18 protein-coding genes and 1 pseudogene are annotated in these 20,681 nt (G+C 52.4%); 10 read left to right on the forward strand and 9 right to left on the reverse strand.

The window, feature by feature from the left end; genetic code table 11:
• Both A11A3_RS18105 and A11A3_RS18180 read left to right on the forward strand, forming a co-directional pair.
• A pseudogene (locus tag A11A3_RS18105) lies at positions 1 to 370 on the forward strand (hypothetical protein); the annotation flags it as partial.
• A complete protein-coding gene (locus A11A3_RS18180) occupies positions 361 to 507 on the forward strand; it encodes a WCX domain-containing protein (protein WP_338157298.1) in 147 nt (48 codons plus the stop codon). The pseudogene A11A3_RS18105 and the gene A11A3_RS18180, both read left to right, overlap by 10 nt.
• A gap of 12 nt (positions 508 to 519) precedes the next feature.
• On the opposite strand, the gene A11A3_RS16190 is transcribed toward A11A3_RS18180, so the two are convergent.
• From A11A3_RS16190 to A11A3_RS16215, 6 genes are all read right to left on the reverse strand, one after another.
• The gene (locus A11A3_RS16190) at positions 520 to 1,404 is read right to left on the reverse strand and encodes a recombination directionality factor (protein ID WP_008930412.1); all 885 of its coding nucleotides are present in this window, start codon (positions 1,402 to 1,404) and stop codon (positions 520 to 522) included.
• Positions 1,405 to 1,478: 74 nt separating this feature from the next.
• Entirely contained in the window at positions 1,479 to 2,486 is a 1,008-nt protein-coding gene (locus tag A11A3_RS16195; RefSeq protein ID WP_008930413.1) for a YqaJ viral recombinase family nuclease, read from the reverse strand.
• 91 nt (positions 2,487 to 2,577) lie between these two features.
• Entirely contained in the window at positions 2,578 to 3,003 is a 426-nt protein-coding gene (locus A11A3_RS16200) for a hypothetical protein (protein WP_008930414.1), read from the reverse strand.
• A gap of 60 nt (positions 3,004 to 3,063) precedes the next feature.
• Entirely contained in the window at positions 3,064 to 4,032 is a 969-nt protein-coding gene (locus A11A3_RS16205; RefSeq protein ID WP_008930415.1) for a DUF932 domain-containing protein, read from the reverse strand.
• Positions 4,033 to 4,078: 46 nt separating this feature from the next.
• Complete coding sequence (gene radC / locus A11A3_RS16210) at positions 4,079 to 4,573, reverse strand: RadC family protein (RefSeq protein ID WP_008930416.1); 495 nt, start codon at positions 4,571 to 4,573, stop codon at positions 4,079 to 4,081.
• A gap of 73 nt (positions 4,574 to 4,646) precedes the next feature.
• On the reverse strand, positions 4,647 to 4,979 hold the full coding sequence (locus A11A3_RS16215; RefSeq protein ID WP_008930417.1) for a hypothetical protein: 333 nt from the start codon (positions 4,977 to 4,979) through the stop codon (positions 4,647 to 4,649).
• A 206-nt stretch (positions 4,980 to 5,185) separates the two neighbouring features.
• On the opposite strand from A11A3_RS16215, the gene A11A3_RS16220 reads away from it, so the two are divergent.
• Positions 5,186 to 8,854 carry a restriction endonuclease gene (locus A11A3_RS16220; protein WP_083851796.1) on the forward strand — a complete coding sequence of 1,223 codons (3,669 nt, stop codon included), beginning with the start codon at positions 5,186 to 5,188 and terminating at the stop codon, positions 8,852 to 8,854.
• 142 nt (positions 8,855 to 8,996) lie between these two features.
• On the opposite strand, the gene A11A3_RS18240 is transcribed toward A11A3_RS16220, so the two are convergent.
• The 3 genes from A11A3_RS18240 to A11A3_RS16230 are packed head-to-tail and all read right to left on the reverse strand — an operon-like array spanning position 8,997 to position 11,412.
• Positions 8,997 to 9,350 carry a ubiquitination-like system serine protease family protein gene (locus tag A11A3_RS18240; RefSeq protein ID WP_083851797.1) on the reverse strand — a complete coding sequence of 118 codons (354 nt, stop codon included), beginning with the start codon at positions 9,348 to 9,350 and terminating at the stop codon, positions 8,997 to 8,999.
• Positions 9,338 to 10,744 carry a ThiF family adenylyltransferase gene (locus tag A11A3_RS16225; protein ID WP_040297363.1) on the reverse strand — a complete coding sequence of 469 codons (1,407 nt, stop codon included), beginning with the start codon at positions 10,742 to 10,744 and terminating at the stop codon, positions 9,338 to 9,340. The genes A11A3_RS18240 and A11A3_RS16225 overlap by 13 nt, the downstream gene beginning before the upstream one ends.
• Positions 10,741 to 11,412: a multiubiquitin domain-containing protein gene (locus tag A11A3_RS16230; protein ID WP_008930420.1), complete on the reverse strand. Its 672-nt coding sequence runs from the start codon at positions 11,410 to 11,412 to the stop codon at positions 10,741 to 10,743. Before A11A3_RS16230 ends, A11A3_RS16225 begins: the two co-directional genes overlap by 4 nt.
• A gap of 142 nt (positions 11,413 to 11,554) precedes the next feature.
• Between A11A3_RS16230 and A11A3_RS16235 the strand changes: the two genes are divergently transcribed.
• The 7 genes from A11A3_RS16235 to A11A3_RS16260 all read left to right on the forward strand — a co-directional run bounded on the left by A11A3_RS16235 (position 11,555) and on the right by A11A3_RS16260 (position 20,664).
• Positions 11,555 to 11,878: a helix-turn-helix domain-containing protein gene (locus A11A3_RS16235; protein WP_008930421.1), complete on the forward strand. Its 324-nt coding sequence runs from the start codon at positions 11,555 to 11,557 to the stop codon at positions 11,876 to 11,878.
• Positions 11,875 to 12,789 carry an ImmA/IrrE family metallo-endopeptidase gene (locus A11A3_RS16240; protein WP_008930422.1) on the forward strand — a complete coding sequence of 305 codons (915 nt, stop codon included), beginning with the start codon at positions 11,875 to 11,877 and terminating at the stop codon, positions 12,787 to 12,789. The genes A11A3_RS16235 and A11A3_RS16240 overlap by 4 nt, the downstream gene beginning before the upstream one ends.
• A 100-nt stretch (positions 12,790 to 12,889) precedes the next feature.
• Positions 12,890 to 15,691 carry a class I SAM-dependent DNA methyltransferase gene (locus A11A3_RS16245; protein ID WP_008930423.1) on the forward strand — a complete coding sequence of 934 codons (2,802 nt, stop codon included), beginning with the start codon at positions 12,890 to 12,892 and terminating at the stop codon, positions 15,689 to 15,691.
• A gap of 113 nt (positions 15,692 to 15,804) precedes the next feature.
• A complete protein-coding gene (locus A11A3_RS16250; protein WP_008930424.1) occupies positions 15,805 to 18,096 on the forward strand; it encodes an AAA family ATPase in 2,292 nt (763 codons plus the stop codon).
• Positions 18,093 to 18,305 (forward strand): hypothetical protein, encoded by a 213-nt coding sequence (locus A11A3_RS17855; protein ID WP_157375797.1) that lies wholly within the window; start codon positions 18,093 to 18,095, stop codon positions 18,303 to 18,305. Before A11A3_RS16250 ends, A11A3_RS17855 begins: the two co-directional genes overlap by 4 nt.
• Positions 18,302 to 19,378: a virulence RhuM family protein gene (locus A11A3_RS16255; RefSeq protein WP_008930426.1), complete on the forward strand. Its 1,077-nt coding sequence runs from the start codon at positions 18,302 to 18,304 to the stop codon at positions 19,376 to 19,378. Before A11A3_RS17855 ends, A11A3_RS16255 begins: the two co-directional genes overlap by 4 nt.
• Entirely contained in the window at positions 19,375 to 20,664 is a 1,290-nt protein-coding gene (locus tag A11A3_RS16260) for a DEAD/DEAH box helicase (protein ID WP_008930427.1), read from the forward strand. Before A11A3_RS16255 ends, A11A3_RS16260 begins: the two co-directional genes overlap by 4 nt.
• Positions 20,665 to 20,681 lie beyond the last annotated feature (17 nt).

The raw sequence follows: 20,681 nt of genomic DNA on the forward strand, positions 1-20,681 counted from the left end.
ATCAGGTGGCCAGATTTACTATGCCACTACACTGGTACAAGAACAGGAAAAGCCCCAAACGCGTTCACCCTTTGGCCTTGGTGGACCGGGGGCTGTTCGTTATTTGATCGCCCGTTTCGAGGATTATGATAACTATCGTCACCTTGCTCTCCACCGCTTGAGCCGGGTCGAAATTTTGGATGACCCAGTGCAGGGCATGCGGGCGTTTGATCTCAATAGCTACCTGCGTAATGGCAATATGAATCTCCCTTACGGAGAGCGGATTTCTCTTGAGCTTCTATTTTACGATCAGGCGGGGGCCACCTTTACAAAACCCCTCTCCATCAGAGCCAAAAGCTGGCTCAGTATGACGAGGGGGTTATTAAAATGACGGTGGATGTTGAGCATACGGAAGAACTGAAATGGTGGATTCTCGGCTTTGGTGCCAAGGTCGCCGTGCTTGCCCCGGCATCACTTCGTGACGAGATAGAGGCTGAGCTGGATGCGGCGGTGCTGCGCTATCGGTAGTTGAGGCGGGGGTTATTCGCCCCCGCTCACTTTTGCCGAAAGTGCCTCTTTCAGGCCGGGTGACTGCTTTGAGGCACTGGTGTCTTGGTTGGCCTCATTGCGATAAAACTCTTCCGTAACCTGAAGCCCCTCATCCTCTGAATACTCGAACCGGGCATTCAGCAGGCCTGCTTGAGCAACATTGTCCAGCTCTGCCTGATTGATACCCAGATTCACCTGGGCTTGGGCTTCTTCCCTGGCATGGGTGACAGCCTCTTTCATGGATTGCTCTGCACGTAGGGTCAGATCCACGTAGTAGATCGGTGCCCGGTGACTCTGGGTGGTGCTTTTGCCGCGCAGCTTCAGCTCCAGAGGCAGGGTGGCCAGGTTGCCGCCACTGATGGCGTGGAAGTAGCGCAGCCGTGCGGTCAGGGTCCGAATGCTGTTGTAGCCGGTGGTGCGGAACACGAAGCAACCCAGTTCATCATCGTTTCCTATCTGGACGTACAGCCGACCATAGGGCTTGCACAGCCCATGGTTGCCGTAGTCACAGAGGTCCGGTGATGGGCAGGGTAGGGATTCCAGGCCGTTCTCGGTATGGCGTCGGCAAGTCTCTCCGTTTCCGGCACACAGCGGCCTGCCGCTCTTCCGCTCGAAGAAGGTGTACTCCGCTCGCAGATTCAGGTCCGGATCATTGAAGGGCAGGGTGACGGGAATGCTTCGTAGCTTTTTGCCCTGTACCTCCTGGCGCAGGGCCTCATCCAGCGGGTGCGGTAGCCAGCCGTCCCGGGTCTGTATCTGGGTGGTGATGGTGAATTGGTCGTCTTTCTCCGGCAGACGCTTGCCGTTCTTCTCCACTACGCGACCGATGCTAATGCGGCCAATGACGGGTGGGGTAATCGCGAGTCCTTTAATCATGGGATTCTCCTGATGGATAACAGGCATAGGCGCAGCCGGGCCAAGCCCGGCTGTTATGCCGTGAGTCGTAGAGGTTAAGCATTGGGACGAACCAGGAAGCGACGGCTCCCGGCTTTGTGCTTGGGGTATTGCTTGAGCAGATCCGGCTGGTCCTGCAGCAGGGCTTTGGTGTCCAGGCTGGTGGAGTCCTTGCTGCGCTTCCAGGTCACGGAGCCAACAGTGAAGGTAGCCTTGCTGGCCAGCCCCATGGACTGCTGGATGCGTTGTTTAAGGGTGGATTCCCGCTCGGTCAGTCGGGCAAGGGTGTCACGCAGATCCAGCAGTTCATTGAAGTCGCCTTCCATGGCTGGGTTAGCCGTGAGATCTAGGGTTTCGCCTTCATCGCGAGGATAGAGCCCTTGCAGGGCCTTGCCGGCAGAGTCGGAGCCATCCGGGTCCGGTGGAGTGTCCGCTTCCACCAACTGCCAGAACTCCCGCTCCAGCTCGTACAGGTGAGCAATCAGTGCTTCATCCCGTTCGATGCGGTGAATCTGCAGCTCCTGACCGCAAATCAGCACGGCCACATCGGCAGCCTGCTTGCCGGTAACCGCCAGCTGATGCTGTACTTGGCACTGGATGTACTCTGGAACACCGTCCGCCCATAGCTTGGCGCCGTGCTGGCCGGTGGTCTTGCATTCCAGTATCTGAACGTCGTCATTACCAACCACGGCGTAATCCAGGTTGGCTAGCATCCAGGGCTTGTCACCATCCGGGTGTTGCAGCACGGCATTCACCCGCCGTACCTTGTTGCCGGTGATCCTGGCATACGCCTCGGCCACCTTGGGTTCCAACAGGGTGCCCCAGTAGAGCGGCGATTGAATGTCATCCGGATCGGGGGCGGGAAGGAGGCCGTCGCGCCCGGTCTTGATCATCCACAGCTCTAGTGGGGACTGGTATGGGCTGATGCCCACTGCCGCTGCGGCATCACTGGCGCCGATACCTTGCTTACGGATCTTCAGCCAGTCTTCGCGGTTCATGCTTTTGGTAGAGACCAGGCGTAGCGCAGGGCGCTGGCCAGGTGTGGTGCTTTTCGGTTGTGCCATGAGTGTTCTCCTGACAAAGAAAAGCCCCGGCACAGCGGCCGGGGCTAGAGGTAAGAGAAGGGGATGGAGTGCGAGTAATGCCAAAACGGCATCATGCTGTGCGACCTGACGACGAGGGTGACTCATCACCTGTCTCGAAGAAATCATTCACCAACGCTTCGATATAGCGCTCAGCTTGCTTATCGCTGGGGAGGTGGCCGGTAGTGAGCAGTTGCTCACCCAGCCATTCGCCCAGCTCGCTGACCACTTCGTACTCGAAGATGCCGGGACGCCCACGGGGCTCGAACCAGATGTGAGAGACCGTCTGCCAAAGCGGGGCCAGGTATTCACACGAGGCGATGATCAGCTCGATGCAGCCACTGTCCCAGGTCTCCAGGATGCGGCGACTGCGCCCCGGATCGCCGGGGTGGCACATCAAGCCTTCATGCAGGAACGCGCCCCACACCGCTGCCAATTCAGCAGGCATAGGGCGACAGTCCCATACCGCCAACAGGCGGTAGAGCCATTTCAGATTCATGGTGTTCTCCAGGTTTCTTTTAAGCGGGAATAGAGAGGGGAGAGAAAGATCGGGTCGGTATCAGGCGACCAGCAGGGAGGTTTGCTCCAGAGCGCGTTGCTTGATCTGGGCACCCTTGCCGAACCAGGCCGAGTCCAGCCGGTTGTCCGTGCTGCGGGCGCGGCGTTCATGGTCCACGAACTCGGTCACCGCGTTGAGCAGGCCATAGGCCGTGTTCTTGGCGGATGCCAACTCAGACCCGCGACCAGCACCCTCATACAGGGCCATGGCTTTCTTCATGGCCTGCTCGTTGGCCTTCACCGGCATGCCCGGTGGCTGATAGCCGGTATCCGTGAAGATGGTCTGCATGACCTTCTCGGCGGTCTTGCGGGTGATGCGCCGCTCGCTCAAGGCCTTCAGGCGATACATGAAGTCATCCCAGGCAGAGACCGAAATCCCCAGCTGCTTCTTCACGGCTTGCGGATCGAAGGTGGTGCTGTGGCGTACCTTCACCGCATGGGTGTTGCCGTTCAGTGCGACCGCGAGGGTGTTATTGCACACCACTCGAATACTGGTGAACTGCGCCGTGGTCGCCAGGGTGCCGTCACAGGCGGTGGCTAACAGCACGTAGCCGTTGGTTTGGTCATTGCCTGCCAAGGAGCCAGTTTGCCCGGTGCGAGCCAGCGCCCACAGCTTGCGGCCACCTTTCAATACGCCTGCCGTCTCCAGCTCAAAGCCGGACTGCTCGGTGAGATCCCGGTAGAACTCCAGCACCTCGCGGGGCTGAACCACCTTGAAGCGGTTGCTCACTACCGACAGGGGCGCCTGATTGTCGGAGCGGAACAGCACCTTCTGATCCGGGAAGGAGGAGATCTGCCCGAGAGCGCCTGCCTCGCTACTGATAAAGCGCACCGGGGTCTCACGGATCTCCCAATCCATGCCGGCTTCGCGCATCCAGACTTCCAGCGGTTGTTGGCTGGCCAGCTGGTTGCCCAGCCCGTGCCAGGGTGTGCGGCCCACATAGGCCATGTTTTCGACAAGATGTGACATGGTGAATCTCCAATGAATGATGAGAGGGTGATAAGCAAGGAAGGGGTTAAACCATGCCCCGTTCGGCCAGGCTGACCCACTCGGAGCGGGACACCACAAAGTGGTCGAGCACCCGCACATCAATCAGCGCGAGGGCATCAGACAGGCGCTTGGTAATTTGCTGATCTGCCCGTGAGGGCTCACAGCAGCCGGAGGGGTGGTTGTGGGCAAAGATCACGGCGGCGGCATTGCAGGCCAAGGCCCGTTGTACGACCACGCGGGGATACACCGCCGCGCCATCAATGGTGCCGGTGAACAGGGGCTCGAAACTGAGCACCTTGTGTTTGTTGTTGAGGAAGATGGCCGCGAAGACTTCGTTCTTCTCTTGGGCCAGAGCCAGCTGTAGAAACTGCGCGACATCGGTGGGTGCAGTGAGTGCCTCCCGGCTCGTCAGGTCATCCAGCAGAATAGTGGCCGCCGTACTGACAATCTCCTCGGGTTTAACGCAGCCTTGTACGTGGTACAGGCCCTGCTCGTTCTTTACGAAAGTGGGAATATCCATTCAGGCCTCCAAAGGGGCATAAAGAAGCCCGCGCTGGGCGGGCTTCAAGAGAGAAGTAAGGGGGGAGTCGGGGTTACTCGGCATCAAGGCGGAAGCTGTGTCCGCAATCCAGGCATTCCAGGTTGTCGAGATAGGTCTCGTCGAGCTTGGCGCCCAGTGCGGCTCCGGCCTCGCCGCCAGCCACGCCACCCGCCAGACCGCCAAGCACGGCACCGGCGATACCACCAATGGCAGACCCGGCAGGCCCAAACGCCAGGCCGACAGTCGCTCCCACGCGAGCGCCGCTGCTAGCCATGGCAAACCCGCTGGCAGCACCGGCAGCAGTGCCAACAGTCCCGCCAATCTTGCGGCCATTCTGAGGCGCGACAATGCGAATAGAGCGGCAGGACGGACATTGAATGATCATGAAACCTCCATGAGATGGGGTCAGGAAGGCCATTCCTTCCTGGCTTCATGGGGGTGATATGTGGTTGAAATAATCTGGGATCGTGGCCGCATTCTTCTTCATGTGGATATCGTCGGTCTTGGGCGGTCCATTACTGCGCCGCCTGCTCCCCTCGACAATACCTACTCGGTGAGTTTTCATACCAGTCAGTAATCTCGGGGCAGAATATGAGTGTAGAAGCAGATCCATCAAGTACTCCTCACCCTTTGTTTGAAGCGCGGTCGGTACCGTTTGAAAAGCTGTCTGCGGATGACTTCGAAAAGTGTGTTTTCGGATGTTTTATCTCAATTCAATCGCATCAAGGGGTCATTATCGATGGCCAGCCAGCTGGGAGCGGTGACGGAGGGTTTGACGTATATGGAGTCGTGGCGGACTCTAAAAGGAAGGTCTGTATTCAATGCAAACGACAGAAAGCTAGTTTGGGCATCCCTCTGCTAGCAAAAGAGATTGCAAAGGTGGCGATGACTACCCACCTCGGGAAGTCAGATGTGGGGGTCCATTTCTTCATTTGCACAGGAGGGCTTACTCGAGAATTGCGTCGGATGCTTCTGGAGACAGATCGCACTGAGATAATAAAAGCAGCAAAAGCCGTTATTAGTGAGGCCGTGGACGGTGAGTTAAAAACGTTGCAGGATCGCCTTGCCAAGGGCGGAGTAGAGCCTGAAGAAATTGTCTCCTCGTACGTCCGTGGGCTTGATAGGCTTGTTGCGTGGGACATGGATGAGTTTGATAATGCGTTATCACCTGCCTGGGATTCGGCGTTTAACGTTCTAGAGCGATTCTTTAAGGTGTCCACCGCCGTTCGGGAGCATCCGCGAGCTCTTTTCAATCGCCAGGCTTATCAGGAGTGGTGCGGGGGCTTCGCTGAGGTCGTAACCCCTCAGCTTGAGGAAGGCGAGTTACCCGCAGGGCTTGTTGAATTGTCCGGTGCCGATCCTGGCCCTCAAGAATCATCACCTACGAAAGACCTTCTAACTGTCAAGTCTTTAGCGGCTCTTTCGCCTGGCGAGGTTGTATTGGTGACGGCCGAGGGAGGTGCTGGGAAAACCACTCTTCTTGAACTGGTTCGGGCAGAGGTGGCTCAGAAGTCATCAGACGCAATGCTCTCTGTGATTATCGCATGTTCGGACTATGTACCGGGAGGACTCGACTCGGCAGTGCGTGCGCAGCTCGGAGTTAAAAGTGGTAGTTGGAGGATGCTACCTGACAAGGTCCAAATTCTCTGTGATGGCATTAACGAGGCGCCTTCAGACGTGGTAAGGGCCCTTTTTGGAGAGCTTAAGCCACTGCTGACGTCAAAAAGTATCTCGTGCATTTTTACGTCACGAGAAGATAGCCGAGCGGTTCGAACCGTTTTGCCAACCGCTCCGTGTGCGACGCTTCGCCTTCTGCCGTTAACTCCAGGAAGGGTCCAAGCCCTTGCGCGGCATGAGCTCATTGATGAGTTAGATGTCTCCGCCTTTTCAGACGCCCATCGAGCAATGGCGTCGCGTGCGGTGGGATCCTTCATGTGGACCCCTTTTGCTGTTCGGGCCGCTCTTAAGCTCTGGAATGACTCTCAGAAACTGGGAGATACCCTGGGTGATCTATTGGAGGAAATTGTTTCGGCACGTGCGGAGCGAGATCTTGAGATCCCTTCACAAGACCCGTTGTCAGATCTGCCAAGGGAAAGTGTGCTAGCAATGGCTTCCTCCATGGCCTATGAGATGCTTGTCGTTGACGGTTGCGCCTCGTGCAGCCCCAATCAAATCGGTATGACCTTCCGGCGTGCTATGAGCCTGTGCTCCGACGTATTCGGAGCAGATGGCATGACTAGCAGCAAGTTCATTGGCTTACTGCGAAAGCATGACCTCGTGCTGAAAACCGCTGACGAGAGTTTCCGCTGGAGCCATCAGTTGGTGGCCGGCGCTCTTGCTTCTCGACACCTTGCTCTCAACTGGCGGCAGCACCTCGGCTCTCTCCAGCAGGCACTGGCGGATGATGCATGGATATTTGCGATTAGGCATGTGCCGAAGGAAGACCTTGATGATTTCCTGCGTGAACTCTTTCAGGCCGACTTAATGCTTGGGGCCAAGGCAACAGCAGAGCTTCCGCTTGGGGAACGAGACCTGAGCTTGCCATACATTGAAAAAGCACTCCAAACGGGACAGCCTGAAGGGCTTCAAGTATCTGGTTTCTTTTCTTTAGCCAGAGTGGGGACTGATCGTGCGATGTCATTTCTCCGGGAAGCGGCTGAAGATAAACGGAGCGATTCAGGTTTCGTTGCCGCTAGAGCATTAGCGTATTCGGGGGATCGGCAGTTTTTGCTCAAGCTACTCGCGGAGGTTGACCAATGCAGGCAGATGGGGTGGATGATGTCCGGGGGAGACATAGCCGTTTGGGAGGAAGCCTCTTTCGCAGATCGCATCGCTATTGCTCGGGAGCGACTTAGTTCTGTTGAGCCGGGGGAGCCGGTGAATGAGTCGGTCAACCTAATTGGTTATGAAGCTTCGAAGGAAGACATCCAACTCCTTGAACCCCATTATTATTCAGCCAAAGACATTACAGCATGGAGCGTGACCCTGAGAGCTATTGGGAATGGAGATCATGACCGCGCTCAGAGATTATTCGAAGAAGCTCTCTCAGACGAAGCCTCCAGCAATGGTAAGGCGATCTTATTGAGGGCGGGACACAAGTTGGGATTATCCATTGATCCTGACGCCGCTTTCTCCTTGCTAAAGGCTCTGTCCTCGGAAGCATCCCAAGATGATGCCCGTGCCAGGAATGATCTAATACAGGAGGTTCTTGGAGAGTTTCCTCTCACAATGAATATTCGTTGCGCGGTTGAACAAGATCTCCCAGTAAGCACGGGAGAGTGGAGAAGCTGCCTTTGGCAGCTGGCCACTCGTGTGGATAGCTGGCCGCTTGCTCTAGTCGCGCTTGATGCTCTCGAAAAAGGTGCCGATGACGTGGGAATGGCAGCGAACTTCTTTATAGCTAACGAGGTACTTCGCAATGAGTATGGCGATGAATTGAAGTCGGCAGTCGAGCGATGCCTGGAAGATAAGGCGAATTGGTATACGTTCAAGTCATGGCGAGTTTTAGATTTGGCTGTGGAAATTGGACTTACAGAGAAAACTTTAGAGCTTCTGCAGGCAATGGTGCTCCGTCTCGTGGAACTGGTTGATCTGTCTGAAGACGGACGGATGCCGGAGTTTGAGGAATCAGAGGGGCACATTGCTCAAGAGTTTAAAATTGACACTGCAAGAATTCGAATTAGCCATTACGCTGGTTATTTGGTGCCGGGCGCGGTGGGCGCATCTGGGCGATTGCCTCCGGAAGTGCTAGTGAAATTCCTGCATTTCGACCTGGCAAACTGTTCACCAGGCAAGGAGATTGCAGCTTTATACCGTGAGATGAATCCGGACTTGATTGATAACGAACTTGAAACCGTGCGGGACGCTTGGACCCAACGATCTGGTTTGGAGATGGTGTGTGAATTTGGCCTCACAGATCGACGTTTAGAGTTGCTGCGCACTCACTTAAGTAATGTTTACTGTCATCCCGCAGCGATAAGCTCAGTAAAAAAAGCTCTTGAGAAATGCTGGAACAGCACTGCTTGCAAAATGGTGGTTGAGACCATTTCAGAATTTGAAGAATGGCCAGAAGGGTGTCAACAGTTTTTCTGGGATTTTATTCGTATGGTAGGTGATAGGATTGTCACTGAAGATAGGGCTATTATAGAGAGCCAGATTCCATTGGCCAAGACAGATTTTGCTAGAAGAGTCTTGCAAATCTGGCGTCAAATGACGCTCGATTCTCGCGTTGGCCTGTCCAGATCCGAGTTAGTGGAGTGAATGCTTTTGCCGACCTAATTGGGCGAATGCCCATGATATTCTGATTAATGATGCAAATGTTGTTGCCGCTACTTGATATGGGTTGTATTTAAAAGATGGTGCCATGATGCACTGCCAATCTTGCTGTGGGGTTTAATCATATTCATACACAATTTTCAGGTTTACACCAAACCACTCTCCCCTTCCTAAGCCAGAAATGTGAGCGACAACCCGATTTAAGCCAAACTGAAGGATATAGTGTCGGCCTATTTCGGGTATCGGTCTGAATATCCCATCGCGGATAAACGCCTTCCATTATCATTAGCTCAATGGTCTCTCCGCACCCACAGGGGCACTGCATGGCTGCAGCATAAGGGCCGTCGTCGTTTAATAGCACCAGGCGCCGTTTGGGTATACGGTCAGGAAAAAGGTCTCCTTCATGCTGCTGTAGCTTGATCGGAAATAATTTGTCGAATTGCAGCTGAAACCAATTGAAAAAGCGTCTTATGCCGCCCATGACATTTCTCCTAATATGGGAAGCCCCAGTAAGGGAGTAGAAAGGCCTGCTGCATAACGATCAGAGCGTACTGCAGGAAAATCGTCCTCGGCAAAGTATTCCGTTTCTTCAATGGCTAATGCAAACATGGTTCGTGCATAGCGACGATTTCCGTCAAGGCGATATGGGAATGCTCTTGCGATGAACTCTTGAACTATCATGCTGGCTGCCCGCATGTTGACGCTTATGACGGAAGGCGCCTCCTCACCAAAGCCAGGCATGTAGCCTTCTTCTACCTGGCGTTCAAATCGTTCGGGATCATTCTTTTTCAGATCTTCTGCAGCGATATCATCAGCGGTATACACCCCTCGACTCTGCAGGGGTGAGCCACCTGGCTGGATGTAGTCAATTCTCCCTTGTATGTCCTGAATGGCAGCAGCTCCATGGCGGGCCTTCCGAACAGGAATAACAACGCCGACATCGAAAAGCGGGATAAGCAGGGAGGATGCAAGACGTTGGCAGATATCGCGCCCGGTCGCCGTATCAACACAGGAGAAAATCAAGTCTGCTTCAGAAAGCACTTCAATGGCCTTATGGCTTCCTGCTTCTTGGCGCACCATATGGATTATGGTTTCTGGTGAGATTTCGGCCGCAGAACGGTTGAATAAATCGACTTTGGGGATGGATGATTCTGCGTCTTGAACTGTTGAATTAAGGATGCGGTTAAGGTTCTTTCTCTCAACAACATCATGGTCCACCACTGTTATTTCGCCAAAGCCTAGTCGTAATAGCTGTTCGGCCACAATGCTTCCGGTGCCAGAAACCCCCACAACTCCAACATGCAGGCGTTTGAGCTGCTCACGCATTCCCTCCGAGAATGCCATGGGAATTGAAGCTTGTGGGGCATCTTCCCAGTGGTAGCTAATTTCATCACCAGCTACCGTTACCAGGTCAAGCATTTCCGACTTTAGGTTGCGGCTATAAACCCTGGCACGCATCCATCCATTTGAAAGCATAACGGCTGACCCGTGCAGCATCTCACCAGGCCTGCCTTGCTCTCTTGCCAGAAACAGAGAATCAAGCAATTCGATATCTGATTGATCATCCGTTTCTGAGAAGTTACTGCTGCCAAGCGGGTGTGAGTGAACCAGGATAAGAGAGAGGTCATCCGCCTCGGCTTCCGTCAGGCAGTCCTCAATATGTTGTCCCGGCCATGTGACCCAATCCGTTCGTCTGTCACATTCGCAATGAGGAACGCAATGCACGCTTTTTACCATCAGCCGGAGACGGCTTCCCTGAACTCTTGAACACAGCAATATAGCTGCCGCTTCAAGGCCATCTCCAGGGAAAAGGTGGTTATGTAGCGTCTTGTGATCCTGGCCTGATATGACAAGGGTGGAGTTTGGCTGCTTCATTGCTCCACCTCTCGATAAATAGATTCATCCACCAGCCCCATGTGAGTGCGAGTCGAATCAGTATCGGCGTTCCAGGGAGCAGTCGGGTGCCGAGACCAGCGCTGAAAGCGCACGCCATCAATGCTTTTCTCTGCCTGAGTTGCCTCAATGGGTTTGTTGTCGGTCCGGGACAGGTGTGGAGAGCAGTAGAACATATCCAGCTTTGCTGCTGGATAATTCTCGGGAATGGCAATCGCAAGGGTGCAGGCCTTCTGGTTATACCCTGTGGGCAGGGGATAGTTCTTCAGCAGCAACCAGCGCCCCTCACTTTGGTTTACCGTCTCCCACTTGATCCCCAAACCATCCAGGTAAGCATGGTCCTTGGGCAGTAGGTCGAACTCACGTCTCGGTAGCGCCGAATCTCCATTATTGACGGCACCTTTGAGCACCCTCAGCCGCTCAAGCCCTGGGTGAGTCAAATCAATGATGTCGTCCAGCCCCACGGACTGTTTGGGTTTGCCCCCAGTTTTCAGCGTGAGAATCCATTTCTGGGCAAGGCTGTAACCCGCCCGTTCCAGTGCCTCGCGGACAGTCACATTGGGTTTGTCCCACTCGAAGCGCTCTCCCTGCACATCCAAAACCCATGACTTGTTCGCTGGGTGGTTATTTTCAGAAACGTTGGTGCTCATTTTTGACCTCTTTAAAGTAACAGTTGCGTTCGGTGTGCCGAACATTGATAAAAGGCTGCCACGCTTGAAAAGGTCTGTCAATAGGTATGGTTTTGTTCGGTGTACCGGTATAGTTGGTCCCCCATCAACCGGGAGGTGTTACATGGCGTCACCACTAGGTGAAAAAATCCGGGCCCGTCGTACTGAATTGAAAATGAGCCTTGATGCACTTGCCGTGCAGACGGGTTCCAGTAAGAGCTATCTCTGGGAACTGGAGAACCGGGATAACCCGAAGCCTTCCGCCGAAAAGCTCAGCCGAATTGCTGAGGCCCTCAAGGTCACCCTTGAGTTTCTCTGGAATGCTGAAGATGAATCGCCGGATGAGGCGGTGAAAGACGAAGCATTTTTCCGTCAGTACCAAAAGCTCCCTTCTGCCGAGAAGAAGCGCCTTCAGAGGATGCTTGATGCCTGGGATGACGACGAATGAAGGGCCCCCAGGCGGAGGCAAATCGGCTTTCAGCGATACTGAACCACCTTTATGGGGTGGAAAGATATCCTGTCGATGTCGAGCAGGTCGCGCGGGACTATTCGAAGCAAATATCACCTGAATCTCATATCACCAGCGTCAAACAGATCCCATTGGACGGCTTTGAAGGCTGTCTCCAGCGCAACCCGAATACCGGTCACTGGCGTATTTGCTACAACCCGGATCAGGCATCCCAGGGCCGGGTGCGGTTTACACTGGCCCATGAGCTGGGGCACTTTGTACTCCATCGAACGAAAGGTGAAGAGGGGGATAGCGAAGAGCCAAGGACAGAGTTCCTCTGTAGCGAGGTGGATATGAATGACTGGGACTCACCACTGCGCAAGATGGAAGCTGAAGCCGATACGTTTGCCTCCTGTTTGCTGATGCCGCTGGACGATTTCCGTAAGCAGGTGGCCGGGCAGCAATCCATGAGTCGTGAACTGCTTGATCACTGCTGTCACCGGTACGGTGTGTCCCGCATGGCGGCGGCACTCAAATGGATCGAGATTGCGCCACGGCGCACGGTGGTGGTCGCAGTCAGGGATGGGCATGTATTGTGGGCAAGATCGAACCAGAGGGCCTATAAATCCGGCTGTTATTTGCCTGCAAGACAACGAACCATTGCCGTGCCTGGGCAATCTTTGCTGGCGGAGATCGAGCAAACTGGCGGCACACACCAAGGCGCAGCAAAGGCATATTGGTGGTTCCCGAAAGAGCCGGAAGATATGCCAATGACTGAAACGGCCATTTGTGTAGAGAACCCAACGCATCCGTACATTCTCGGCATCCTTCAAATGCCAGAAGAGGAAAGGAACTGGGGGCAAGAAGATGAAGAAGAGTTACTTCGTCCGCTCCGAAACCTTCAATGGTGATGGCTAAGGCATTGCCTAGATTTTAGTAAACGAAGTATTAGCCAGCGTAAATGCTAAAAAAGAAGCGCTGAACATTGTTTATTTCGGGAAAACGGGATTTATGAACGCAGTAGAAATCGAAGCCGCCATCTCTGCACTGGCAGAGCAGTCCTTTGATGGGGTTGAGTTCCCGTTTGCTTTTCTTGAAGCCTTTGGCAACAAGGCTACTACGATTAAACGTCTGCGTACCGGCAGCACGAATAAGTCCGATGTAGGTGGCCTCCTCCAAACCAATAACATCCATATCGCTGTTGCTGAGAGTGGTGCGGTCAGCAAAACACTGGAGGCCCTGAAGGCCAGCCCGGCCACCAGTCGGGCCAAGGCGAAATTTATCCTCGCCACCGATGGCAAAGACTTTGAGGCCGAGGACCTGCAAAGCGGCGAAACCGTGGCTTGCGCCTATCAGGACTTCCCTGATCACTTTGGCTTCTTTCTGCCCCTGGCCGGTATCAGCACCGTCAAGCAGATTTCCGATAATGCCTTCGACATCCGTGCCACCAGTCGCCTGAACCGGCTCTACCTGGAATTACTGAAAGACAATCCGGACTGGGGGAGTGAAGCGCAACGCCATGAGATGAACCACTTCATGGCCCGGTTGATCTTCTGCTTCTTTGCGGAAGATACCGATATCTTCAGTGGCACCGACCTGTTCACCGATACCATCACGAAAATGAGCGCCCGGGATTCGGCCAACACCCATGAAGTGATCGGTGAAATCTTCCGCGCCATGAACACGGCCCACGACCTGCGCGAGAAAGCCAAACTGCCGCGCTGGACCAATGGTTTCCCTTACGTGAACGGTGGCCTGTTCTCCGGCAGCGTGGAGGTGCCACGATTCAGCAAAATTTCCCGCTCCTATCTGCTGCATATCGGCAGCTTGGACTGGACCCAGATCAACCCGGATATCTTCGGTTCCATGATCCAGGCGGTCGCAGACGAAGAGGAGCGTGGCTCACTGGGTATGCACTACACCAGCGTGCCCAATATCCTTAAAGTGCTGAACCCGCTGCTTCTCGACGACCTGCGTGAGCAGTTGGAGCAAGCGAAAGACAGTTCTCGCAAGCTGCTGAACCTGCGCAATCGTTTGGCCCGCATCCGTGTTTTTGACCCGGCCTGCGGCTCCGGCAATTTTTTGGTGATTGCCTACAAGCAGATGCGCGAGATCGAGAACATCATCAATGAGCGTCGAGGCGAAACAGGCCGGAAGAGTGATATTCCCCTGACCAATTTTCGCGGCATAGAGCTGCGGGACTTTTCTGCCGAGATTGCCCGCCTGGCGCTGATCATTGCCGAGTATCAGTGCGATGTACGCTATCGCGGTCAGCAGGAAGCCTTGCAGGAATTTTTACCACTGGATGCGGAAAACTGGATCACCCAGGGTAATGCACTGCGGCTGGATTGGTTTTCCATCTGCCCGCCGACGGGAACCGGCGTGAAGCATCATTCCGACGACCTTTTTGAGGAAACTAACCAAGCTGAAATTGATTTCGAGAATGAGGGAGGGGAGACCTATATCTGCGGTAACCCACCATATCTGGGTAGCACTTGGCAGTCAGCCGAACAAAAGCACGATTTGAAGCGTATTTTTGAAGGGCGTACAAAAAGCTGGAAATCGCTGGATTATGTGGCGGGCTGGTTTATGAAGGCCGCCGACTACGGTTTACATACACCGGCAGCATCGGCTTTTGTATCGACCAACTCAATCTGTCAGGGCCAGCAGGTGCCGATTCTTTGGCCGTTGATTTTTGAGTCAGGCCACGAGATTACCTTTGCCCATGCCAGTTTCAAGTGGGCCAACCTGGCCAGTCATAATGCAGGCGTGACGGTCGTAATCGTGGGGATTTCCAATCAGACGGGGCAAGTGCGGAGGCTTTATTCAAAAGAAACAGTCAAATATGACGGCACTGCCCGATACGATGCATCAATATTTTATGATGGAACGACCAGGAGAGATGTATCCAATATCAATGCTTATCTGGTGGCTGCACCTCATGTCGTCGTGCATAAAGCTTCAAAACCTTCAGATGGCAGAGGAATAATCGAGGCCGGTGGCAAACCGGTAGAGGGAGGAAACCTTCTCTTAAATGCAATGCAAGCTGCTGAAATTATAAAAAATTACCCAAGTGCCAAACGCTTCATCAAGCGCGTGTATGGTGCGAGCGAATATATTCGTGGAGATATCCGATACTGCATATGGATATCTGACAGCGATATGCCTGAAGCGGCAAATATCGCCGATTTTGGATTGCGCTTTGAGGCCGTAGCAAAGGCCCGCCGGAAAAGCTCGAAGGTTACAACGCAAAATGGAGCGCAGTGGCCTTATAAATTTGAGGAAGCCAAACAAGACGGCGATGAAAGAGTAATTATTGTTCCCAAAGTTTCGTCGGAAACCCGCGAGTACCTTCCTGTTGGGCTGCTACCACCAGGTTCCATTATCACTGACCTGGCATTCGGCATTTTCGACGCCCCTCTCTGGAATCTGGCCCTAATCGCCTCCCGCCTGCACCTGGTCTGGATCGCTATCGTCTGCGGCAAGATGAAAACGGATTTTCGCTATTCCAACACCCTGGGTTGGAACACCTTCCCCGTCCCCACTTTAACCGAAAAGAACAAGTCCGACCTGACCCGCTGCGCCGAAGATATCCTGCTGGCCCGCGAAGCCCACTTCCCGGCCACCATTGCCGACCTCTACAAGCCGGATTCCATGCCCGACAATCTGCGCGCCGCCCACGAACACAACGACGAAGTGCTGGAACGCATCTATATCGGCCGCCGCTTCAAGAATGACACCGAGCGCCTGGAAAAACTGTTTGAGCTCTACACCAAAATGACCTCTTCGTCGAAGAAGGCAGGGACAGTATGAGCAAAATCGTTCCAGTAAACCCATTATGGAAATCGCCAAAATTTATAGCGATGTCTTTCTTGCGGTTGATATACCACTATCGAGAATTGAAAAATTTTTAGGAAATGTATGCAATGTCAATTAAGAACATACAGAAACTAAAGCAGTTCGGCATTTTCCTGAACCATACGAATACTAACGTCAAGGATTTTGGGCGATACAACCTGTTTTATGGCTGGAATGGCAGTGGCAAATCGACACTCTCGGGTGTATTCCGGTGCATCGAAAATAAATCCAATTCGATAAAGTTCCCTACTTCCGAATTCTCTATACCCGTTGAAGGCGGCGCCACGATTACACAAGACAACATCTCCGAGTCTACTCTAAACATCTACACCTTCAATCATGACTTCATTGACGAGAATATTTCATGGAACAATGTAGTCAAAAGTATCCTTCTGGTAGATAAAGCAAAGATCAAAGAGCGAGAAAGACTGGAAGAATTAAAGAAAGAACAAAAGGAAGCCTCAGAGGCTTATGACAAAGAATCTGGAGAAATTGAAAAGCTTAAAAGGGATATTTCTAAATTTGGAACTGATAGCGCCAGGCACATGAAGACAAGCCTTCAGTCCATTGATACAACTGACCGCTACTATCTAAATTATGATAAACGTAAGTTTGAAGCGTTTATTTCCGACAACCTTGAAGCAACGAAAACAGACGCCTATCTTCTTGATGAAGATAAAATTATAGAGCTGACTAATGCGGCCAAGCCAAACCAAAAGAGCCCTATTTTCTTCACTAAACAGCCTATAAGTCAGGAAATTTTCACCAAGGCAAAAGAACGCCTTGATGACCTCCTGGCGACCAGTGTGGTTAGCCGAACCATTCAGCGTCTTGTTGATCACGGTGATATAAAATCCTGGGTTGAAACTGGCCTTGGCCTCCATAAACATCACGAAACAAATCAATGTGAATTTTGCGGAAACACTATTAGCGAAGATCGAATAAAGCAGCTTAATGCTCATTTCAATGACGATTACAAGGCCTTTCAAGACAGACTTGAAAAGGCTGATATATGGCTTTCAAGTCAATATATTCAAGAGCCTGTTCTGCCAGCGGAAAGTGACTTTTATGAAGAATTCAAAAAGAATTATAGTGAGGCTTGCGCTTCTTTGAAAAAGGCCACAAAGAATCTGAACGAAGAAATATCGGATTGGCATACAACCCTAAAGGAAAAAATCAAGAACCCGCTTGAAACAGGTCTTACGGTCGAAGTCATCAGTGAATCTTCAATAAAAGATTACAACGATGCCATTGTGGCGATTAGCGCAGCCGTTAGCAAACACAATCACAAGTCAGAAAACTTCAAAGAAGAAACAGATAAAGCAAAAAATCGGCTTGAACTTCACTATGCAGCTACAGAAGTTAAGGATTTCGATTACCACGACAAGAAAAATAAAGTTATCGATCGTGAAGCCAACAATAATGCGTTAGAAAAAGTTATAACCGACCGGAAAAGTGAGATCAGGATTCTTGAAGGTTCACTATCTAATGAAGGTTTGGGAGCAGACCAGTTTAACGAGTCTCTTCACAAGTTCCTTGGCCGTAGCGAACTAACCCTTCGCTTTAATCCGACGAAAAAAGGTTATGAAATACTTCGCAATGACTCAGCTCCTGTTGACGGCAATTTAAGCGAAGGTGAAAAAACAGCCATTGCGTTTGTTTATTTCGTTACAAAATTAAAGGAAAACGATAACAAAACAGAAGACACTATTGTTGTGATTGATGACCCCATTTCAAGTTTCGACTCAAACCACCTTTTCCACGCATATTCATTTATGAAGATGAATTGTGAGACAGCAAAGCAACTATTTGTTCTTACCCATAATTTTACGTTTTTCAAACTGGTTCGCGACTGGATTTCAAGAAAGAATAAGAGTGATAATCAAAACATTGCAAATTTTTATGTGGTAACGGCAAACAACGAAACACCAAGGGCTTCAACATATACGGACGCTGAACCAGCATTAACGCGTTATAACTCGGAATATCACTACATATTTTCACGGCTGCATTCGCTTAAAGGCCAGAAAAACCTTGAAACCGACGATCATTTTCTTGCTGCCAATCTATCTCGAAAGCTACTGGAGGCTTTTCTATCCTTTAAATTCCCCAAAAATCGGGGCAACTTTGCCAACCTATTCAATACAGCCGTCTCTGCTAGTGCCAGCCTAGAAGATGAAAGGAAGGATAAAATTTATAAGTTCATCAATGAATACTCGCATAATGATTTGATTGAAACTAATGATGATTTCGTTGAAAACCTTATGGGTGAAGGGGTTTCCGTCATTTCAGATATTTTTGACTGGATTAACGAGTTAGACGAAAAGCACTACCAGGAAATGATGGAGGTGGTTGCGTGATGCGAAGGCAGGCGTATAAAAAAATGCTACGTTCTGCAAGATATTATGCCACCCACAACGGCGGAACCTCCAGGTTCAACGAGATTGGCATTATTCGCCCGATGCTGGAACGCATCTATATCGGTCGCCGTTTCAAAAACGACACCGAGCGCTCGGAAAAGCTGTTTGAGCTCTACACCAAGATGACCGCCAAGGAGGCCAAGGCATGAGCAAAAAGCCCAATCCCGGCAAGGAAGTGTCCATTGCCCGCTCCTCGGCGGCGGAATACCTGACCTTTGTGGCCGCCACCGGCGGTGGTGGTGTGGAGGCGGTGTACGCCGATGAAAGCATCTGGCTGAGCCAGAAGATGATGGCGACCTTGTACGATGTGGAGCCGCCCACCATCAACTACCACCTGAAAAAAGTCTTTTCCGACAGTGAGTTAGAGCAAGAGTCAGTTATTAGAAAATTTCGAATAACTGCCGCCGATGGCAAGCACTACAACACCCTGCACTACAAGCTGCCCGCCATTATCGCGGTAGGCTACAAGGTCAATTCCGAACGGGCGGTGCAGTTTCGCAAGTGGGCCACGGGCATTATTGACGAGTTCACCATCAAAGCCTATGTGATGGATGACGAGCGCCTGAAAAGCGGGGGTTCCATCCTCACCGAGCAGTATTTTGAAGAGCAATTGCAGCGCGTCCGCGAGATTCGCCTGTCGGAGCGCAAGTTCTACCAGAAGATTACCGACATCTACGCTACGGCCATTGACTACGATGTAACCGCTCAGGCCACCAAGCGCTTCTTTGCCACGGTGCAGAATAAACTGCACTGGGCCATTCACGGCCAGACAGCGGCCGAGGTGGTGTATCAGCGCGCCGACGCGGACAAGGACAATATGGGGCTGACTTCCTGGAAGGATGCCCCCAGAGGCAAAATCCAGAAATTCGATGTGTCAGTCGCCAAGAACTACCTGACCGAGCATGAAATGGCGCAGCTCACCCGGCTGGTGAACGCCTATCTGGATGTGGCCGAAGACATGGCCCAGCGAAAAATACCCATGACCATGCAGGACTGGGAAACCCGCCTCAACCGCTTTCTGGAAGCTACCGACCGGGAAGTTTTGCAGGATGCGGGCAAGATCACCGCCGAGATTGCCAGGGCTCACGCCGAAAGCGAGTTCGAAAAATACCGCATCGTGCAGGATCGCCTGTTTGAAAGTGACTTCGACCGCCTGCTTAAACAGTCCGATGAGTTAATGGACGATGACAGTGGCAGTAACAATAACGAGGTGGATCAATGACAAAAATCATTCCGTCTGTATCGGTTGCCTACGCCGGCAACGGCAGCTCCACCAAGTCCAATGAGCTGGGTATGCGCCCCATGCAGGAGCGTGCCTATGAGCGCCGTGGTGAGCAGTATCTGCTGATCAAGTCGCCGCCTGCCTCCGGTAAAAGCCGGGCACTGATGTTTATCGCCCTGGACAAGCTACAAAACCAAGGTCTTAAACAGGCAATTATTGTAGTGCCGGAAAGATCCATTGGTTCGAGTTTTAATGATGAGCCCTTAAGCCAGTTCGGCTTCTGGGCTGACTGGCATGTGGAGCCTAAATGGAATCTGTGCAATGCGCCTGGCAATGATAATGGTGGCAAGGTGCAATCCCTTGGGGCTTTTTTGAAGAGTGGCGACAAGGTGCTGGTCTGCACCCACGCCACCTTCCGTTTCGCGGTGGATCAGTTTGGGGTTGCTGCGTTTGATGATCGCTTGATTGCCGTGGATGAATTTCACCATGTTTCGGCTAACCCGGATAACCGCCTTGGCGCTCACTTGGGGGAGTTTATCCGCCGTGACAAGACGCACATCGTGGCGATGACGGGCTCTTACTTTCGGGGCGATGCCGAAGCCGTTCTGGCGCCTGAGGATGAATCCCGGTTCGATACGGTTACCTATACCTATTACGAGCAGCTCAACGGTTACGAGTACCTTAAACAGCTGGATATAGGCTATTACTTCTACTCTGGCTCTTATGCTGACGAAATTCTGAAAGTCCTTGATCCTACTGAGAAAACCATTGTCCACATTCCCAATGTGAATTCCCGGGAAAGCACCAAGGACAAGATCAAGGAGGTGGAGCACATCATCGAGGCGTTGGGGGATTGGCAAGGTAGTGACCCTGCCACTGGATTTCAGTTAGTCAAGATGCCAAGTGGCAAGGTGCTTCGTATTGCTGACTTGGTGGACGATGACCAGACAAAACGAGACAAGGTTGCTGCTGCGCTGAAAGACCCGGCACAAAAGAATAACCGTGATCATGTGGATATCATCATTGCGCTGGGCATGGCAAAGGAAGGCTTCGACTGGATCTGGTGTGAGCATGCCCTGACAGTGGGCTACCGCTCCAGCCTCACCGAGATCGTGCAAATTATCGGTCGGGCCACCCGGGATGCGCCTGACAAGACCCGAGCCCGCTTCACCAACCTGATTGCTGAGCCCGATGCTTCTGAACAGGCTGTAACCGAAGCGATCAATGATACCTTGAAAGCCATTGCCGCAAGCCTGCTGATGGAGCAGGTGTTTGTAGTGGCATAGTAAATCTGGCCACCTGA

Origin of the sequence: Alcanivorax hongdengensis A-11-3, from assembly GCF_000300995.1 — a bacterium.
GTDB classification, from domain to species: Bacteria; Pseudomonadota; Gammaproteobacteria; order Pseudomonadales; family Alcanivoracaceae; genus Alcanivorax; species Alcanivorax hongdengensis.

Coding starts and splice junctions, on each gene's coding strand:
- A11A3_RS16190 (WP_008930412.1), bottom strand. CDS start 1,404: ATGATTAAAGGACTCGCGATTACCCCACCCGTCATTGGCCGCATTAGC.
- A11A3_RS16195 (WP_008930413.1), bottom strand. CDS start 2,486: ATGGCACAACCGAAAAGCACCACACCTGGCCAGCGCCCTGCGCTACGC.
- A11A3_RS16200 (WP_008930414.1), bottom strand. CDS start 3,003: ATGAATCTGAAATGGCTCTACCGCCTGTTGGCGGTATGGGACTGTCGC.
- A11A3_RS16205 (WP_008930415.1), bottom strand. CDS start 4,032: ATGTCACATCTTGTCGAAAACATGGCCTATGTGGGCCGCACACCCTGG.
- radC (WP_008930416.1), bottom strand. CDS start 4,573: ATGGATATTCCCACTTTCGTAAAGAACGAGCAGGGCCTGTACCACGTA.
- A11A3_RS16215 (WP_008930417.1), bottom strand. CDS start 4,979: ATGATCATTCAATGTCCGTCCTGCCGCTCTATTCGCATTGTCGCGCCT.
- A11A3_RS16220 (WP_083851796.1), top strand. CDS start 5,186: ATGAGTGTAGAAGCAGATCCATCAAGTACTCCTCACCCTTTGTTTGAA.
- A11A3_RS18240 (WP_083851797.1), bottom strand. CDS start 9,350: ATGGGCGGCATAAGACGCTTTTTCAATTGGTTTCAGCTGCAATTCGAC.
- A11A3_RS16225 (WP_040297363.1), bottom strand. CDS start 10,744: ATGAAGCAGCCAAACTCCACCCTTGTCATATCAGGCCAGGATCACAAG.
- A11A3_RS16230 (WP_008930420.1), bottom strand. CDS start 11,412: ATGAGCACCAACGTTTCTGAAAATAACCACCCAGCGAACAAGTCATGG.
- A11A3_RS16235 (WP_008930421.1), top strand. CDS start 11,555: ATGGCGTCACCACTAGGTGAAAAAATCCGGGCCCGTCGTACTGAATTG.
- A11A3_RS16240 (WP_008930422.1), top strand. CDS start 11,875: ATGAAGGGCCCCCAGGCGGAGGCAAATCGGCTTTCAGCGATACTGAAC.
- A11A3_RS16245 (WP_008930423.1), top strand. CDS start 12,890: ATGAACGCAGTAGAAATCGAAGCCGCCATCTCTGCACTGGCAGAGCAG.
- A11A3_RS16250 (WP_008930424.1), top strand. CDS start 15,805: ATGTCAATTAAGAACATACAGAAACTAAAGCAGTTCGGCATTTTCCTG.
- A11A3_RS16255 (WP_008930426.1), top strand. CDS start 18,302: ATGAGCAAAAAGCCCAATCCCGGCAAGGAAGTGTCCATTGCCCGCTCC.
- A11A3_RS16260 (WP_008930427.1), top strand. CDS start 19,375: ATGACAAAAATCATTCCGTCTGTATCGGTTGCCTACGCCGGCAACGGC.